This window comes from Leptospira perdikensis, assembly GCF_004769575.1.
Lineage (GTDB): Bacteria > Spirochaetota > Leptospiria > Leptospirales > Leptospiraceae > Leptospira_A > Leptospira_A perdikensis.
On sequence record NZ_RQGA01000014.1, the window covers coordinates 736,757 to 754,343 of the forward strand.

Annotated in this window: 19 protein-coding genes; 2 read left to right on the forward strand and 17 right to left on the reverse strand. The window is 40.1% G+C overall.

All coding sequences use genetic code 11. The annotated features are described in order from the left end of the window. Positions 1–2 precede the first annotated feature (2 nt). Positions 3–329 carry a hypothetical protein gene (locus EHQ49_RS16275; RefSeq protein ID WP_135580672.1) on the reverse strand — a complete coding sequence of 109 codons (327 nt, stop codon included), beginning with the start codon at positions 327–329 and terminating at the stop codon, positions 3–5. A gap of 151 nt (positions 330–480) precedes the next feature. Here EHQ49_RS16275 and EHQ49_RS16280 point away from each other — a divergent pair, with 151 nt between their 5' ends. Together EHQ49_RS16280 and recJ are read left to right on the forward strand one after the other, a co-directional pair. Then, positions 481–801 carry a bactofilin family protein gene (locus EHQ49_RS16280; protein WP_002973855.1) on the forward strand — a complete coding sequence of 107 codons (321 nt, stop codon included), beginning with the start codon at positions 481–483 and terminating at the stop codon, positions 799–801. After that, a complete protein-coding gene (gene recJ / locus EHQ49_RS16285; protein WP_135580673.1) occupies positions 789–2,747 on the forward strand; it encodes a single-stranded-DNA-specific exonuclease RecJ in 1,959 nt (652 codons plus the stop codon). Before EHQ49_RS16280 ends, recJ begins: the two co-directional genes overlap by 13 nt. Positions 2,748–2,811: 64 nt before the next feature. Here the strand turns inward: recJ and EHQ49_RS16290 are convergent, their stop codons facing one another. From EHQ49_RS16290 to EHQ49_RS16365, 16 genes are all read right to left on the reverse strand, one after another. After that, positions 2,812–3,345, reverse strand: a complete 534-nt coding sequence (locus EHQ49_RS16290) for a cupin domain-containing protein (protein ID WP_135580674.1) — start codon at positions 3,343–3,345, stop codon at positions 2,812–2,814. A 93-nt stretch (positions 3,346–3,438) separates the two neighbouring features. After that, a complete protein-coding gene (locus EHQ49_RS16295; protein ID WP_135580675.1) occupies positions 3,439–4,881 on the reverse strand; it encodes an NADH-quinone oxidoreductase subunit N in 1,443 nt (480 codons plus the stop codon). Between the two features lie 3 nt (positions 4,882–4,884). Continuing rightward, positions 4,885–6,618, reverse strand: coding sequence for a complex I subunit 4 family protein (locus tag EHQ49_RS16300; RefSeq protein ID WP_135580676.1), 1,734 nt, complete (start codon positions 6,616–6,618; stop codon positions 4,885–4,887). Between the two features lies 1 nt (position 6,619). Next, positions 6,620–8,548, reverse strand: a complete 1,929-nt coding sequence (gene nuoL, locus EHQ49_RS16305) for an NADH-quinone oxidoreductase subunit L (protein WP_135580677.1) — start codon at positions 8,546–8,548, stop codon at positions 6,620–6,622. Positions 8,549–8,552: 4 nt separating this feature from the next. Then, complete coding sequence (gene nuoK / locus EHQ49_RS16310; RefSeq protein WP_135580678.1) at positions 8,553–8,873, reverse strand: NADH-quinone oxidoreductase subunit NuoK; 321 nt, start codon at positions 8,871–8,873, stop codon at positions 8,553–8,555. Continuing rightward, positions 8,870–9,487, reverse strand: a complete 618-nt coding sequence (locus EHQ49_RS16315) for an NADH-quinone oxidoreductase subunit J family protein (RefSeq protein WP_135580679.1) — start codon at positions 9,485–9,487, stop codon at positions 8,870–8,872. The genes nuoK and EHQ49_RS16315 overlap by 4 nt, the downstream gene beginning before the upstream one ends. Beyond that, positions 9,466–10,536 carry an NADH-quinone oxidoreductase subunit NuoH gene (nuoH, locus tag EHQ49_RS16320; RefSeq protein WP_135580680.1) on the reverse strand — a complete coding sequence of 357 codons (1,071 nt, stop codon included), beginning with the start codon at positions 10,534–10,536 and terminating at the stop codon, positions 9,466–9,468. The genes EHQ49_RS16315 and nuoH overlap by 22 nt, the downstream gene beginning before the upstream one ends. Before the next feature lie 16 nt (positions 10,537–10,552). Further along, complete coding sequence (nuoF, locus tag EHQ49_RS16325) at positions 10,553–11,824, reverse strand: NADH-quinone oxidoreductase subunit NuoF (RefSeq protein WP_135580681.1); 1,272 nt, start codon at positions 11,822–11,824, stop codon at positions 10,553–10,555. A gap of 1 nt (position 11,825) precedes the next feature. Beyond that, positions 11,826–12,314 carry an NADH-quinone oxidoreductase subunit NuoE family protein gene (locus tag EHQ49_RS16330; protein WP_135580682.1) on the reverse strand — a complete coding sequence of 163 codons (489 nt, stop codon included), beginning with the start codon at positions 12,312–12,314 and terminating at the stop codon, positions 11,826–11,828. Beyond that, positions 12,314–13,534, reverse strand: coding sequence for an NADH-quinone oxidoreductase subunit D (locus EHQ49_RS16335; protein WP_208732229.1), 1,221 nt, complete (start codon positions 13,532–13,534; stop codon positions 12,314–12,316). Before EHQ49_RS16335 ends, EHQ49_RS16330 begins: the two co-directional genes overlap by 1 nt. Before the next feature lie 16 nt (positions 13,535–13,550). Further along, the gene (locus EHQ49_RS16340; RefSeq protein WP_135580683.1) at positions 13,551–14,072 is read right to left on the reverse strand and encodes an NADH-quinone oxidoreductase subunit C; all 522 of its coding nucleotides are present in this window, start codon (positions 14,070–14,072) and stop codon (positions 13,551–13,553) included. Further along, on the reverse strand, positions 14,069–14,629 hold the full coding sequence (locus tag EHQ49_RS16345; RefSeq protein WP_135580684.1) for an NADH-quinone oxidoreductase subunit B: 561 nt from the start codon (positions 14,627–14,629) through the stop codon (positions 14,069–14,071). Before EHQ49_RS16345 ends, EHQ49_RS16340 begins: the two co-directional genes overlap by 4 nt. Further along, entirely contained in the window at positions 14,620–14,997 is a 378-nt protein-coding gene (locus EHQ49_RS16350; RefSeq protein WP_135580776.1) for an NADH-quinone oxidoreductase subunit A, read from the reverse strand. Before EHQ49_RS16350 ends, EHQ49_RS16345 begins: the two co-directional genes overlap by 10 nt. A gap of 488 nt (positions 14,998–15,485) precedes the next feature. Then, positions 15,486–16,745, reverse strand: coding sequence for a replication-associated recombination protein A (locus EHQ49_RS16355; protein ID WP_135580685.1), 1,260 nt, complete (start codon positions 16,743–16,745; stop codon positions 15,486–15,488). Position 16,746: 1 nt separating this feature from the next. Beyond that, complete coding sequence (locus EHQ49_RS16360) at positions 16,747–16,968, reverse strand: hypothetical protein (RefSeq protein WP_135580686.1); 222 nt, start codon at positions 16,966–16,968, stop codon at positions 16,747–16,749. Next, a complete protein-coding gene (locus EHQ49_RS16365; protein WP_135580687.1) occupies positions 16,969–17,553 on the reverse strand; it encodes a YqaA family protein in 585 nt (194 codons plus the stop codon). Positions 17,554–17,587 lie beyond the last annotated feature (34 nt).

A 17,587-nucleotide genomic window follows, 5' to 3' on the forward strand; every position in this document is an offset into this window, starting at 1 on the left:
GATTAAGCCAAAAAAGGAGGTGGGAGGTAAAGAAAGTGGAATAAGATGGGAATTTCAGCAAAAAAAATAGGTTCTGTAAAGATAGTAGCCCAACGAAGGACAGAAACCTTAACCAGAGACTGCTCTCTACGGGAAGGAACCAATTTTAAAACCGTATTGGATTCCTTGGTGGAAGTAAGCACACGAGTCGTTTCTTCCAACTCGTAGGATTGGTATTGGAAATCCAAATCTTCGAGAGGAGAAAAAAACCGGTCATCGACCAGATTCAGATTGATGAAAACCGCTAAAAGTAGGATGAACCCTGACTTCCAGAAGCGTCTAATTTTCACTATTTTTTCCTATCTGACACCCAGGTTCAAGAATTGAAGTGGAGATACAAGAGAAATCCCCTGAAAATATGAACTTTTTTCTATTTCCTTTTCGTTACAAATACTTGTGTAGTTGCCAAAACTCTGATGTCACACAAGACTATCCCTACCGATGAAAGACGAATCTATAGACACCATTATTAGCGACGACATCACGTTTCGCGGAACCCTTTCCTTCAACCAAACATTAAAAATCAAAGGGCAGTTCAAAGGCACAATTACATCTCAAGGTAAACTCATCATCGATGAAACTGGTGATGTGGAAGCCGATGTGGAAGTAGGAAGCCTTGTGGTTCATGGAAACCTTAAAGGAAACGTTGACGCAAAAGAAAAAGTGGAACTTAAAAAAAATGGTAAGGTTGTAGGTGATATCAAAACACCGGGACTCGAAGTTGAATTCGGTTCCAAAATTATTGGCAATTGCATCATGTAACAAAGGTTCACTTCGGACCACTTTTGTCCGAAGTTCGAACCAAAGTTGATTCTAAAAGGCCCCTATTACGTTACTTAGTCGATAAACGTGAGGGGCTTCGTAATATCCATCCGAAGGAACTTCTTACTTCCGATTTTTCTTGTTTACATTCTCCTTTTTCTCTTCCTGATTTATCCGATGCGGTAGAGTTGTTACTCCAATTTGCAAAAGACGGTAAAAAAATTCTTTTATATGGAGATCGCGATTCAGATGGAGTGAGTTCCACCTGTCTACTTGCTTTCTTTTTAAAGTCCCATCCTGAGTTTTCCAATATCAACTTAGAAGTGATGGTATCTTCGGAAAGTGATCCTTACGGTCTTTGTAAAGAAGCACTGGTTAAAATTAAAAAAGTAAAACCGGACCTACTTGTTACTTTGGACTTTGGATCCAGCCAAGCGGATGAAATTGAAGAACTCACCAACACAGGAATCCGAGTCATTGTTCTTGACCATCATGAAGTTCCCGTAAGAATACCAACTAACTGTGCCTTGGTGAATCCAAGAAGAACCGATTCGGTTTATCCAGAAAAGAAAATTTGCACTGCCGTTTTATCGTTTAAACTAGTATCTGCCATCCTTTTTCGAATGAGCGAAGAGTTTAATCAAGTCTATGTAAAAACCAATGGAAAAAACACAGAACAAGATGAAACTCTCTATTTCCAAAACGGAGTACGAATTTCCAAAGAATCACTCACAATCCAAAACTTAGAAGAAAAGGACATTTTGCCCTTTCCGGAAGATTTTATCACCGCCATCCCAGTCGATACGGAAAGAAAACTTTTTTACTACCAGTGTTCCCGAATTCCTGATTTTTTTTCCGGACTCGAAGAGGAAACAGACCTTGCAGGGATTGGTACCATTACGGATATGATGCCACTTACTGGTGAAAACAGGCATTTTGTAAAATTAGCCTTACAATCTCTCACCAAACTTTATACAGGCGACAAAAAAAGAAAAGGCCTCTCCGAACTCCTAAAAGAACTAAAACTGAATCCCCATGGAATTACAACAAAGGATCTGGGTTGGTCGATTGGTCCTGTTCTCAATTCTGCCGGAAGGATGGGAAAAACCGAAGAAGCGGTCTCCCTACTTTTATCGGAAACGAGCCAGGATGCCAAAACTAAAGCAAAACAGTTGTTATCGATCAATGAAGAAAGAAAAGAACGAACCAAACGGAATATGGACCGGGTGGAACGTTACTTTGCTCGTAAACCCGAACGAACCAACAAACAAATTGTATTTTGTTATGAACCCGATATGGAACCAGGTGTCAGCGGCATTGTGGCTACAAGAATGGTGGATACTTATAAAAAACCTGCAATTTTTTTAGCGCCTGACAATGGTGATGCGAGAGGAAGCATTCGTTCTTATGGCCGTGAAAATGTCCTTGAACTTCTAGAATCTCTTTCCGAACATTTTTTACATTTCGGAGGCCATCCCGAAGCGGGAGGATTTTCCATCCAAATAGACAAAATCCCCGGTTTTGAAGCAGCCTTATACCCAGCCGCCGATGAGTGGTTGTCTAAAGACAAAGAAAGATCAACCACCCATTCCATAGAAACTGACTTTACCGTTCTTACGGAAGAAATGGGGGAACGGCTTCTTAAAGAATGGAAAGATTTAGAACCCTTTGGTCAAGGCAATCCCGATATAAAACTTGCGATTCGGAATGCAAAAGCAATCCACCTAACACCACTGAGTGCAGGGAAACATGTTCGATTTCATTTGATTGGTAGTGGATCTTTAAAATATATGCTTTGGAATAAGGGAGATGAGTTCCAAAAATTTATGTCAGAACACGGAAGTTTTGACTTAGTGGGAAGTTTGGAAGAGAATTTCTACCAAGGTAGAACCACCCTACAATTCATTGTGGAGTGGTTTGGAATTGCCACAGAAAATCCAACCTAAGGTAACATTTTGATTTATTCAATGTTCGGGAAATTCCTTCCGATCAGAAAGAATTTCCAAACCATCAAACGTTAATTAAAATTTTGGATTCATCCACATATACAGGCGTCCATCCGGAGTTGTCTTTGAAATAACGAACCGCTTTGATTCTTAGATTTTTATCTAAAGTAAACCAGTGGTTGGTATTAGCCGGAATCGAAAGGAAATCTCCTTTACCGACATGGACTTCAAATCTTTCTCCATCAATGATAAACCCAAAAATACCACTGCCATCGATAATGTAACGAACCTCTTCATCTGTATGGATATGAAGTTTGTCAAATTTGGCTAACATGTCTTGGATTCCAGGCACTTCATCATGTAAAACAACCAGGTCATTGGCTTTATAGCCATGTTCTTTTTTCAATTGGTCAAACCGGTATTGTAACCCAGAAAGAACTTCCTCTTTTTCGGCATCACTGAGACCCTTTTGACCAAGGATCAGATCCAAAGTTTCTGGTGTTTTATAGGATTCATAGACAAGGCCCTTGGAAACAAGGAAGGCCTTGATCACATCTAAATCGGTTAAAGTTTCTGATTTTTTTACAATGGTTGCCATAAGGAAGTACCTACTTATCGACTAGCCTCTGCGCCCTGCCAAATCCATCAATCTGTTTTTCGCTATCCTGGAACTATTTCTGCTATAACAGATTCAGAGCAAAGCCCCTGGTTGAAAGAAGAGCCATCCAGCAGTGAAGAAAAGACTGAGTAAAAACACAAGAAAACCCAAAGTCGGCATACTTGGGAGGTCTCGGACTCCGGCGACATCTCCCGTTTCCTGTTTCATATAGGATTGGATGGTAATCTTCATATAGTAGTAAAAAGCCACGCAGGAATTTGCTACGGCACCAAAAAGTAAAATGCGGTGAAACAATAGATCCGACTCTGCAATCTTTTGTAAAAGAAAGAGTTTGCTCCAAAATCCAATGAGAGGAGGAAAACCAGCAAAAGACAAAAATACAATAGAGAGAGAAAGAGCAGTTAATGGATGTTCGCCGCTTAGATGGGAAATTCCTTCCACTGTCACTTCATGTTTACCTTGTTCCAAGTAGGAGATAATGGCAAAGGCAACTAAGTTAAGAAGGGAATACGAAAAAAGATAATACAATGCTTCTAGACCAGCCCCGCAGACAATCCCCGCCACAATATAACCTGCATGGGAAATGGATGAATAAGCTAACATCCGTTTCAGATTTTCTTGTTTTAAAGCGACTATATTGCCCCAAGTCATGGAAACAAGAGCAATGGCTCCCATAAGGAATTTCCAAGATTCTCCGATCTCACCCATCGGAACATGATTGAATAATACGATGATTAGACCAAGGGCCGATGCCTTTCCGGCACTCGCCATAAAACCAGTAATCGGTGTTTGTGATCCTTCATACACATCAGGTGTCCAGGAATGAAATGGAACAAGAGCTGCTTTAAAAGAAACCCCTACCAAAAACAATCCAAAACCTAATTTAGAAAAATTGGACTCATAACCTTTTAGAAAAAGACCACGGAGGGCACCATCCAAGTTTGTGGTTCCAGATCCTCCATACAAAAAAGCAATTCCGAGTAACATAAATCCGGAACTAAATGATCCGAGTAAAAAATATTTCATCGCACTTTCTAATGAAGAAACAGAAGAACGAGCCATCCCAATCATTACATATAAACAGAGAGAAAGGATTTCTAAACCAACAAAGATTACAATAAAATCATACCCTGAGGTCAAAAACATCATTCCCGACAAACAAAATAATACGAGAGGGAAAAACTCAGGGAACAAAGTTTTGTGTTCAGAAAGAAAGGGTGGTGCAATGAGGAGAGTAATCAATCCCGCAATTAGATAAATTGCACTGAGCCATACTGTAAGTGGACTCAAAGAAATTTGTGATCCAAAAAACTTTCCATAACCCGGTGATCCTGTTGTATGATATAAAGCATACATAGCCCCGATGATTCCTAAAATAGAAAGAACCCAAAGTGGTTTAGAATCCTCTTCTCTCGGAATGAGGAATTGAACCACAAGGGAAAGTAAAGCCACTCCGCAAAGAATAAGCATGGGAGAGATGGCGATCAAGTCATTGGAAGAAGGCGTATATGACATGGGTTAGTTTCCTATAGTCTCTTTCGGGGTTGGTTCCAATTCAAAATCCGACTCAATGGACTCATCCAAATTGTCTAAGTTTAAATTTTGTGGATTTGATTTTAGGGAAACAAAAGTCGGAAGTGCAAACTTCGACTGAAAAGACCCTAATCTTTCTTCAAACGAAAGAGGCTCTTTTCCTAAACTATTGTAGTCCGAAAACTGTCGGCTCAGATTTCCCGAATGAAAATCCTTTTGAATGTCTTTTCGTTCTGCAATGGATTGAATGGATGCAGAGTTTAAATATACATTGGCTGAGGATTGTAAAATTTCTAAAAATGGTTTGGGATAAATTCCGATCCAAAATATAAAAATGACAAGTGGAGATAAAATCCCAACTTCCCTAAAACTTAGGTCTTTATAAGGTTTGGCTTGGATGGTTTTATTCACTCCAAATAGGAAACGTTTAACAAACCATAAAAGGTAAAGAGCACCAAGCACCACACCGGTCGCAGCAATTCCACCGAGCCATACGTTAGATTTGATGGCCCCCATAAGAATCAAAAACTCACCCACAAACCCGTTGGTTCCAGGCAAACCTAATGAAGACAAAACGGCAATGAGGAAGAAAGTAGAAAAAACTGGCATTTGTTTGGCAAGACCACCAAACTCTGCAATGTTTCTGGTATGAGATCTTTCATAAATCATGCCAATCATAAGAAAGAGCATCCCAGTAGAAACACCGTGGGATATCATTTGTAACATCCCCCCAACAACTCCTTCACTCGTGAAAGAAAAAAGTCCTAAAATACAAAAACCCAAATGGGATAAGGAACTATAAGCAATGATTCGTTTGATATCAGTTTGCACAAGAGCAGCCATCGATCCATATACAATTCCAATAACGGCAAGGATTTGGATTCCATTTTGAGATAACAAACTTTGTTCCGGGAAAAACGGGATACAAAACCGAATGAAACCATAACCACCAATCTTTAACAATACTCCGGCTAAATCCACCGAACCAACAGTAGGTGCTTGGGTATGAACGTCTGGCATCCATGTATGAAAAGGAAACAATGGAATTTTAATCGCAAATGCTAAGAAAAAACTAAAAAATAAAAACCACTGAAGAGGTTCGGAATATGTTCCCAAGTCCGCCGTTGCTAAAGACTCAATCGATGTTTTCCCCGTTTTAAAGTAAAGAGTGAGAATGCCACCTAACATAAACAAAGAACCCGCCATCGAAAACAGAAAGTATTTTAGTGCTGCTTTGGTTCGATCTTCTCCACCCCAGATTCCAATCATAAGAACCATAGGCAAAACCATAAGTTCCCAAAACACATAGTAAAGAACGAGATTACCGGCAGCAAATACCCCAAGGACAGCTGTTTCTAAAACAAGTAGGCAAATATGAAATTCTTTGATTTTTTTCGGAATGTTCGACCACGAAGCAAGGCTTGAAAGAAAAAACATAAAGGCGGTGAGTCCAAATAACAAAAGAGACACACCGTCAAGACCAACATGATAATCTACGCTGAGTTTTCCGGAAAGGATCCAATCGGGAATCCAATGTACAAACTGAAGGCCTGATTTGGTTGGATCATACAAAAAGAACAAACCCACTGACAGGATGGTTGTAAATGCAGACGATAAAGCAGAAATAACAACCACTGTCCCCATACGTTTCTGAAAAACGATTACAAAGGCAGAAAGAATTGGTAAAAAGATAATGAAGGAAAGAATTTGTTCCGGCACCTTACACCCCCCTCGTTAATAGATACACTAAAATACAAAATGTACCAATGACTACATACAAAGCATAATCGCCAATAAATCCCGACTGTAACCTGCGCAGGCCATTAGCTATGATACCAAAACTAAGCCCAATGTTTAAGAAAAAACGATCTAGGATTTTAGTATCAAAAAAGAAAGCGATACCTTTCGAAACAAAAAGAAAAGGACGAACCAAAACTGCATCATAGATTTCATCCACATAGTATTTATGGAAAAGAATCTTTCGAAAACCAGTATGTTCTTCCAGAACAGGATTTTGTCTTCTTTGGTAGAGGAAGTAAGCGAGGATTAGTCCCACAGTTCCAATCGCTACCGAAAATGCAGCAAGAGAGAGTTCTACATCATGCACAAGCGATTTGTGTTCAGCCAAACTTCCGTGTTGTGATGCAAGTTCATAACCTTTGCTAAAGATGGGAGCAAAGTATCTTTCCAAAGTATCAATATGCAAAAAGAAATGTGGAGTTTGTAAAAACCCAACGACTACAGCACCAAACGCAAGTACGACGAGCGGAAAAGTCATAGTCCACGGGGATTCATGAATTTTATGGTGTGGGTCCGTATTGTTTTTACCAAAAAAAACAACGAAAACCAGACGGAACATATAAAACGAAGTAAAAAAAGCCGCAACAATCCCCATTGTCCAAAGGATAGAACCGTAAGCACCAAAGGTGTATGTTTTTTCTAAAATTAAATCTTTGGAGAAAAATCCAGAGAAAGGAAAAAAACCTGCAATGGCAAACGTTCCGAGTAAGAAGGTAAAGGAAGTGATTTTGATTTTACCAAACAACCCTCCCATATGTTTGATATTCTGTTCGTGATGCAGTGCGTGGATTACAGAACCAGCTCCAAGAAATAACAAAGCTTTGAAGAAAGCATGTGTCATTAGGTGGAAAAGCCCTGCAACGTAACTCATACTTCCCATAGCAAGAAACATAAACCCGAGTTGAGATACAGTTGAATATGCTAAGATTTTTTTGATATCGTTTTGTAAAGTTCCGATGGTTGCCGCAAAAAGAGCCGTTGTAGCACCAATACAAGCGATGAAAAAGGAAGTTTCTGGTGCGAGTAAAAATACAAAGTTTAACCTAGCGATGAGAAAGATTCCAGCAGTTACCATTGTCGCGGCATGGATGAGAGCTGATACTGGAGTGGGACCTGCCATCGCATCGGGAAGCCATACATAAAGTGGGATCTGTGCTGATTTTCCCATAGCAGCAATAAAGAAAAATAAAGCCACAATATTGGCATAAGGAGCAAACTGAGTAAGCCCACTTAAATTGGATTGGAGTTCTAGATATTGTAAACTTCCCCCAAACCAAAACAAAAATCCAGTTCCAAGAATAAAACCAACATCCCCGATTCGGTTGAGAACAAATGCTTTCATACCTGCTTCAGCAGCAGAGTTTTTATCATAATCAAACCCAATAAGTAAATAGGAACTAAGTCCTACACCTTCCCAACCTAAAAAAGTTAAAATGAGGTTATCGCTGAGCACAAGGTTCAACATACAAAAGATAAACAAATTCAAATAAGCAAAAAATCGATTGTAACTCAAATTTGATTTCATGTATCCCATTGAATACAAATGAATCAAAGATCCAATTCCCGTAATGATGAGAGTCATATAAAGAGAGAGTTGGTCGATTTGAAATCCAAAAGAAGATTTAAAATTTCCAATGACAATCCAATCAAAAACGGGAACCAAGTGTGGGGCCGTTCTCTCCATAGGTCTAAATTCGTTAAACGCACCTAAGGTGATAAGAAACGGAATAAAAACAGCTAAAGTTCCAATGGCACCCGCCATCCGGTGTGGGATTCTACCTTTTAGTAGAGCATTGAATAAAAAACCAACGAGAGGAAAGAAGACAACTAAAGGAAATATCTCTAACATAGGATTACCATCTCATTGATTGGAGTTCATCCACGTTGGTGGACTTTTTATGACGAAAGATTGCAATCACAAGTGCAAGACCCACGGCTGCTTCTGCTGCAGCGATAGCCATCACAAAGAAAACAACTGTTTCACCGGATATATGGGAAAGGGCTTTCGAAAAGGTGACAAAAACTAAATTCACTGAATTCAAAATTAATTCTACAGACATAAAGATGATCACAATATTCCTACGAATGAGAACTCCAAGAACACCAATAGAAAATAAAATTCCAGCAAGTCCGAGGATGTAAGAAACGGGTATTTCATTAATGATTGGGTTCATAGGATTGTATCCTTTGTTTGTTCTACTTCTGTGTTTCTTTTTTTGGCAAGGATAACAGCACCAAGGACCGCAACGAGAAGTAAGATGGAGATCATTTCAAAAGGAAGTAAATAATCCAAATAAGTTGATGCACCAACGGTAGCAACGTTCCCTTTTGCATTCACAGCAGCAGTTCCTTGGATAGGAAATGAATATTGAGAGAGTTCATATCCTTTTCCCGTTTGTTCGGAATGAGGAACGCCAGTCGTCAGAGCAGAATACAATAAAAAGAAAAACCCAAAGATAAAAACAGAAAGTATCACCAGACGAATTGGATACTCCCGATATCTGGACAAAGTTTCCGCCCTTTGGGAAAGTAACATCAACACAAATACCACGAGTACCATAATGGCTCCGGCATAAACTAACACCTGCATAGTGGCAATAAAAAGTGCCCCCATAATCCCGTAAATCCCTGCAAGCGCAAAGAACGTAAATACTAAGGAAACAGCAGAGACAACAGGATTTTTTTGAAAGATAACACTAAGCGCAGTGATAACAGTCACCGTTCCAAAAAATATAAACAATAAAAAGGAAGGAGAAGATTCTATATTCATATAAATAATTTCATCCATCCTTCTTTCCAATATACAGTGTAAACTGCCGAAAACATCACCGCAAAAAGCCCCCATGGAATCATCTTTTTCCAACCGAGTTTCATTAATTGGTCATAACGGAACCGAGGAAGAGTCCAACGTACCCAGATGAAAAGGAAGGCAAAGAAAAGAACCTTTAAAATAAAAAACCCAAGTCCATAAAAAGCTTGGTAGGCAGAACCAGCTCCCAGTTGGAAGGGCACATTATATCCACCAAAGAATAGTAAGGTGGTAAGACATGACATGGTGATCATATTCATGTATTCCGCCAAAAAAAATAAAGCAAACTTAAAGGCACCGTATTCCGTATGGAAACCCACAACGAGCTCTGATTCCGCTTCCGCCAAGTCAAAAGGAAGACGGTTTGTTTCAGCAAACATCGCCGTAACATAAATAAAAAAAGCAACAAACCCAGGCGGAGAGAGAATATTCCACATATCTTTTTGAGAATCACTAATATCTGTTAAACGCAAAGATCCAGTCATAATAACAATGACGATAATAGAAAGTCCCATCGGAAGTTCATAACTAATCATCTGTGCCGTCGATCTGACTCCACCGAGAAGCGAATACTTATTGTTACTTGACCAGCCAGCAATCATAATTCCGTAAACAGACAAAGAGGAAATGGCAAGTAAATACAAAACACCAGAATCAGGATTGGCAATTTGTAAATCGATGGTGGTAACACCAGTGAGTGCCGCAAGCCATTCCGGTGCAGGAAGAGTTCCTCCAAACGGAATCACGGCCCAGGCCATAATGGCACAGGTCATCGAGATGGTGGGAGCCAAAAGGTACATCCCCTTAGATACATTTTTAGGAAAAATTTCTTCTTTGGCGATGAATTTGATTCCATCTGCGAGTGGTTGAAAAATTCCAAAAGGGCCGGCACGGTTCGGACCGGGACGATCCTGGATAAAACCAGCAAACTTACGTTCAGCGAGTGTATAATACGCTACGCCAGTTAGGATTACAAAAAATAATGAGAGGATTTTTATCCCCCAAGCAAGTAATAGAGCCCAGTCCATAATGTTTCGGTGACCTTTAGTGAGAAATACTCACTTCCTTTTTCAATCGAGCCGAGAACTCTCCTTTAAACTTTGTCATGGTAGGACGAACTGCCATTACACATGCGTCCGCTAACGGACAAATGGTTGTTCCTCCTTCCATATTTCTGGACAAAGAAAAAATGAGTTCTACATCTTTTTCTGTTCCCTCTCCTGTTTTAATTTTATGGAGAAGGTCTTTAACCCAATGTGTTCCTTCACGACAAGGTGTACATTGGCCACAAGATTCATGAGAATAAAATTCTGCCAATCGATATGTGGTTTCCACAAGATCCGCAACCTCAGAAAGAATAATAACGGCACCAGAGCCTAACATCGATTTTAGGGATGCAATCGATTCATAATCCATAGTTGCAGTCATTGCTTCTTCTGCTGTAAGAATCGGAGAAGAACTTCCCCCTGGAATTACAGCTTTTAAAGTTTTATCGTTTTTGATTCCACCACAAATATCGTAAATGAGCTCCTTCATTGGAGTTCCCATTTCGACTTCATAAATTCCTGGTTTTTTCACATGCCCACTCACCGCAAATAGTCTGGTTCCAGGAGATTTTTCTGTTCCAATCTTTTTATACTCATCCCCTGTCATACGAATGATATGTGGGACGTTACAAAAAGTTTCTACGTTATTCACAACAGTTGGACAAGCATAAAGACCGGATACTGCAGGAAATGGTGGTTTCAGACGAGGGTGGCCCCTCCTTCCCTCGAGGGAATTAATAAGTGCAGATTCTTCGCCGCAGATATAGGCACCTGCCCCCGAATAAACCGCCAAATCAAAGTCATATCCAAGACCTAAAATATTTTTACCAAGAAAACCTGCTTTGTATGCTTCCTCAACGGCTTCTTCCACAACACGAATCCCTTTGTGAAATTCACCACGAATGTAAATATAACCTTGGTGGGAATCAATGGCCTTTGCAGCAATGACCATACCTTCGATGAGCATATGAGGAAGTTTTTCAATTAGGAGTCTGTCTTTGAATGTTCCCGGTTCTCCTTCATCCCCATTACAAATTAAGTACTTTGGTTTGTCAGTTTTAGGAATGAACCCCCACTTGTTTCCCGTAGGAAAACCAGCACCACCGCGGCCACGTAGACCAGAGTTCTTCACATCGTTTACGATTTGTTCGGCGGTCATTTCAGAGAGAGCTTTTTTTTGACTTTCATACCCACCGACAGAACGGTAATGGTTTAAAGTATGGGAATCAGCGGCACCAATATGTGTTGTGAGTAGGTTTTTTAGTCCCATTTTATACCTGCTTATCCAATTCGGAGAGAATATTTTCAATCATCTCAGGGGTTAGATTTTCATAATAACGATCATTAATTTGTGCAACAGGCCCAAACCCACAAGCACCCAAACATTGTACTTCATCCACAGTGAATTTTTTATCCTTTGTTGTTTCGCCAGCTTCAATCCCTAATTTAGAACATACATGTTCTGTAATCGAATCAGATCCAGCGAGGTAACAAGAAATATTTCCACAAATTTGGATATGGAATTTTCCTACCGGTTTTTTATTGTACATGGTGTAGAAAGTAGCCACTCCGTGTACTTGTGCGAGAGATACTGGAGCACCAATTCGGTCTGCAATGTATTGCATCCCTTCTTGATCCACAAAACCCTTGTCAGTTTGTAAAAGAAAAAGACATGGCAAAATTAAGGAACGTTTGCTCGGGAACTGCGGAATCAACCTTTGGAATCGTTTTTCCGAATCTTGTGAAAATTGATAAGCCATTAACAATCCAACTCCCCTGCAATCACGTTGAGTGAAGACATAGTGGCAATTGTATCAGCAAGGAGTCCTCCTTTAACGAGTTCCGGAAATGCCTGGTAATACCAAAAACAAGGACGTCTTACATGAACTCTCCAAGGCGTTTTTTCTCCTTCTGAGACTACATAAAATCCAAGTTCACCGTTTGCAGCTTCCGTTGCCATATAGTATTCCCCTGGAGGAACCTTCACACCATGCATAATGATTTTGAAATGATAAATGAGTTCTTCCATATTATTGTACACCCTGTCCTTCGGTGGGAGGAAGGTATGAGGAACATCAGCGTGATATGCACCTTCAGGAATCCCATCAATCAGTTGTTCGATGATTCGCATAGACTGACGCATTTCTTCCATACGAACGAGGGTTCTATCAAGAGCTGATCCATCTTGCCCGACTGGAATATCAAAATCTACTTTGTCATAAAACATATAAGGGTCGTCCTTTCGAACATCCCAAGGAACACCAGTGGCTCTTAGATTTGGTCCAGAAAATCCATATGCAATGGCTCTCTCTTGAGAAAGTCCGCCGATTCCAGCAGTTCTTTCATTAAAGATTTTATTACGAATGAGAAGATCTTGAAATTCATCCAACGCAGGTTTTAGGCCTTTGATGATGATTTTAATCTCTTTTTGAAATTCAGGATAGATATCCCTTTCCATTCCACCCACACGACAGAAGGTTGTTGTTAATCTAGCGCCTGTTAACTTCTCCAAAATCTGATAGATGTTTTCTCTATGGTGAAATAAATGCAATAGTCCAGAAAAAGCTCCGAGATCCACACCCATAATTCCATTGCAGATAATATGATCCATCATTCGTGAAAGTTCTGAAATAATCATACGAACATAGGTCACACGCTCGGGAACTTCAATCTGCATCATCTTTTCTACAGTGAGTATCCATCCAATATTATTGAGTGGAGTGGATACATAATTCATACGATCAGTACAAACTAAGAATTGATTGTAATCATAACGTTCGCCTAGTTTTTCAAAACATCGATGAACGTAACCAATGACAGATTCTGTATCAACAACACGTTCTCCATCAATTTGAATTACGTTTTGTAAAATTCCGTGCGTTGCAGGATGACTTGGCCCGAGATTGACAAGTAAATGGCCTTCCGGTAGGTCTTTGAATTTTTTGCCAAAATGTTCGGCTGTTTTTTCGTACATTACCATAATGATTTCCTACCGCCTAACCGGTTATATCCTCATTCACATGAATGGTGAGTAAGTCTTCGATGAGATAATCTTGACCTGGACCTTCTAAAGGATAATCCTTACGAAGAGGATGTCCCACAAAGTTATCAGGCATAATGAGCCGTTCCATCTGTGGGTGATTGGAAAACGATATTCCCATTAAATCATAAACTTCTCGTTCTGGCCAATTCGCTGCCGGAAATATACCTGATAGACTGGGAACTTCTTCCCCTTCTCCGACAGGCACCCTAAGTTGCAAACGGAAGTGTTTGTTTTTAGGAGAACGAAGTAAATACACCACTTCGAACCTCGGATCTCTTTTTCCGAGCCAATCCACAGACGTAAGGTCATTCAAATAAGTAAAAGCAAACTCAGGGTGATCCTTTAACGCCTGTACGACGGATGGGAGCGCATCCGCTTTAATGCTAAAATAAAGTAAATTCGTGTTTATGTCCCTTTGCGGGAGTAATACATCGGAAAACCGTGAGTGTAGGTATTCGGTAATTGTTTCTTTCATGCGACTACGAGAGGTTTGTTGCGTTCGTTGATTTCTTCGATTTTTCTCATCACTTCTTGTCGTCTAGCTTCCAATCCTTGGCTTTGGACTTTCTTTTGCAGTTTGACAAGAGCATCAAGAAGTGCTTCTGGCCTTGGAGGGCAACCAGGAACATAGACATCAACAGGGAGGATTCGGTCTACACCTTGTAACACGCCGTAGGTGTGAAACATTCCACCAGAAGAGGCACAAGCTCCGACGGAAATGACAAATTTTGGTTCCGCAAGTTGGTCGTATATCTGACGTAATACGGGAGCCATTTTATAAGTAATGGTTCCAAGTACTAAAATCATATCCGCTTGGCGTGGAGAAAAAGAAGGACGTTCCGCTCCAAAACGAGCGATATCATAATCGGAACAAGAAGTACTCATGTATTCGATGCCACAACATGCTGTCGCGAAAGGATACGGCCAAAGAGAAAAACTTTGTCCCCACTGCACTACGTTGTCGAGTGTTGCGACCTGAAACATGTCGCCAAACATCTCGCCGGGTTTGGATAATGTTTCTGTTAATCCCATTCCAGCGCTCCCTTTTTCCATATATAGTATAGACCCACAACAAGTATGAGTAAAAAGAAAAACATCTCGAGTAAGAAGAAAGTTCCAAGACCCGCTTCTTTAAAACTAATTAAGTTCACTGCCCAAGGATATAAAAAGACGGCTTCAATATCGAAGAGGATGAAAAGCACCGCGACAAGATAGAACTTAATGTTGAAGAGCCCTCTCGCATCACCGTAGTATGTCACCCCACATTCAAACGTGTCTTGGGGTTTCGATTTTTTCTTCGGATTGAGAAGGAAAGCAAGGGTCAAGATCAGAGCGGAGAAACCGACTCCGAGCAAAAGTTGTAAGAGGATTGGCGCAAAACTATCTGGTGCAGAACCCATTCCTTGAATGATCTCATCCTTATTTTGAAATGTCAAGACGAGATTCTTTTCGATGGAGTTTTCTCAATTTAGATAGGTAAAAAGCAGTTATTTGAGAATGGCTCTCAAAAGTTTTGCCGTTTCCAATTCGCATGATTTACGATTTTCATCGCCTAAAAAAGGAAAGTTACGACCGATCGAAACTGCTGGGAAAAGGGAATTCACTGAAAAAAGAAACTGGCTTTCCTAAAACCAACAAATGAGGTTTGTCACTCAAATCACTACCGGAATCGGCTGCTTTTTCCGTGCGCGAATCTTTTTTAGATCCAAAAAATACAAAGGCCCTTCCGATCTCTTGGAAGTCCATTGCCTGTCGTCTACCGAAACCTTACTTTTCCTCTAGATAGATGGACGTTATAGCGAGTGACTCCTCTGTAATGACGAAACCTACCCGAATCAAGTGCCTTTAAACCAACAGAAACGATCAGTCAAAGCCGAAAAAAGGGATATTATTTGGAATCGCCCCAGAGTTTCCGTAAGTTGTCTTTTAGATTTTTTTCCATTCCTTGGTTTGTTGGTTTATAAAACTCAGGCGGTTCTGGATAAAAAGAATCAGGAAAGTATTTTTCTCTCACAAAGTGGTCGGGAAAATCATGAGGATACTGGTAATTTTTTCCAGCCCCTTCCTTCTTATGAGTGGCAGTTGGCGCATTTCTTAAATGGTTTGGAATTTGAAATTCCCTTTTCCTATCGCGAACCAATTGTAACGCTTTGTCAATCGCCAGATAACTAGCGTTAGACTTCGGAGCAGAAGCAAGAAAAGTAGTACACTGGCCTAAAGGAATCCGTCCCTCCGGCATCCCCACACGTTCCACGGCTTGCCAAGTAGCAATCGCAAGTGGAAGAGCATGGACACTTGCATTTCCCACATCTTCACTGGCAAAAATCACAAGTCTCCTTGCAATAAAAAGTGGATCTTCTCCACCTTCGATCATCAGTGCTAAATAAAATAAGGCAGCATCCGGATCACTCCCACGAAGGGATTTGATAAAAGCAGATATGATATCATAATGGCTTTCACTATTTTTATCATAAAAAATTACATTTTCACCTAATATTTCAGCTAACTTTTCTTCGGTGATTTGATCTGTTTCTTTCGTCGCATTCAGTATTCGTTCCAAATACCCCAGCAGTTTTCTAGCATCCCCAGAACTTCTGCGAAAGAGTTCTTTTTTTAAATCCTCTGGGAAAGTTTGTTTGTGATTTAGTTTGGTAAGACATGATTCAAAAATAAAATTTTCATCTGCCTCAGAAAGAGAGGTAAGCCTATAAACTAACATTCTTGAAAGGAGAGCTTTATTGACTCGAAAACTAGGGTTTTCTGTAGTCGCAGCAATTAAAATAATTTCCCCTTCTTCAACAGCAGAAAGAAGAGCATCTTGTTGTGAAGAAGAAAACCTGTGAATTTCATCCAGAAACAAAACGATAGTTCCGCGACGTTTAGCTTCATCCAAAACTTCCCGAACTTCTTTCAAACCACTGGTCACACAACTTAAGTATCTTTTTTCTAAACTCCATGTTTGCGTAAGAAGGTGTGCAAGAGTCGTTTTTCCAGATCCAGGAGGACCATAGAATAAAATAGAGGTGGGTTTAGGAATGGACTTGAGCGATTGAACCACTTGGGTTTGCCCAACAAACTCAGACCAATTTTTGGGCCGAACTGCATGGGCCAAGGGAACTTGTTTATTTTGGGAAAAAAGGGAATCCACCTTATGTTCTTTCCAATTCTTTTTTCACTGCCATATAACAGTTGTAAATGGTTTCGTTACAAACATCACAACCAGAATTACAACAAATGAGAGACCGCTCCGATACCTTTCCATCCACTAGGTTTTTAACGAAGGCAGCTGTACGATCCGGCAAAAAGAAAAACCTGACTTTCTCTAAGATTACTTCATCTACAGATTTTGGGAACAAACGTTCTTCTAACATTTATCCCCCAGTGATCCATCCAAGATACATAGCATAAAAATAAACAGTAACCCGCACAAAACGAAAAAGTGACCCAAGTAAAAACAGCGAATACCGCATTTTAAATGTACCAACTGTATAAGCCATCCATGAATATGGGATTGGTGTCAGGGCACTAAGCACCACTGCCCCAAATCCATATTTACGGATATAGGGAAGGAGTTTGTCTTCATAATGTAAAACCATCTGCCTTCCTAAATGAAACCTCGGAATGAGATACAAACCGATCCAATAAGCAAATGATCCACCAATGATACTTCCAAAAGACATAGAGAGAATAGTAAAAAGAGGATCCATCTCCCCTGTAATGGCAAGCATTAGAAAAGCATCGGGAGGAACAAAGGCGGGAAGGCTATCCGAAAAAATCATTCCGATAAATAGTCCCCAATACCCAAAAATTCGAACAAAATGTTCGCTAAAACCTAAAAGTTCTTTGCGAAAGAAAAAAGCCAATCCAAAAACAATTATAAGAACTAACACAATAGAAAGAATAGTTTGGAAGATGAGACTTCTAAGATTGATTGACGTCTCTTTTTCTTTTGTCATATTTTACGAATTTAACCTCTGCTAACCTTTTTTA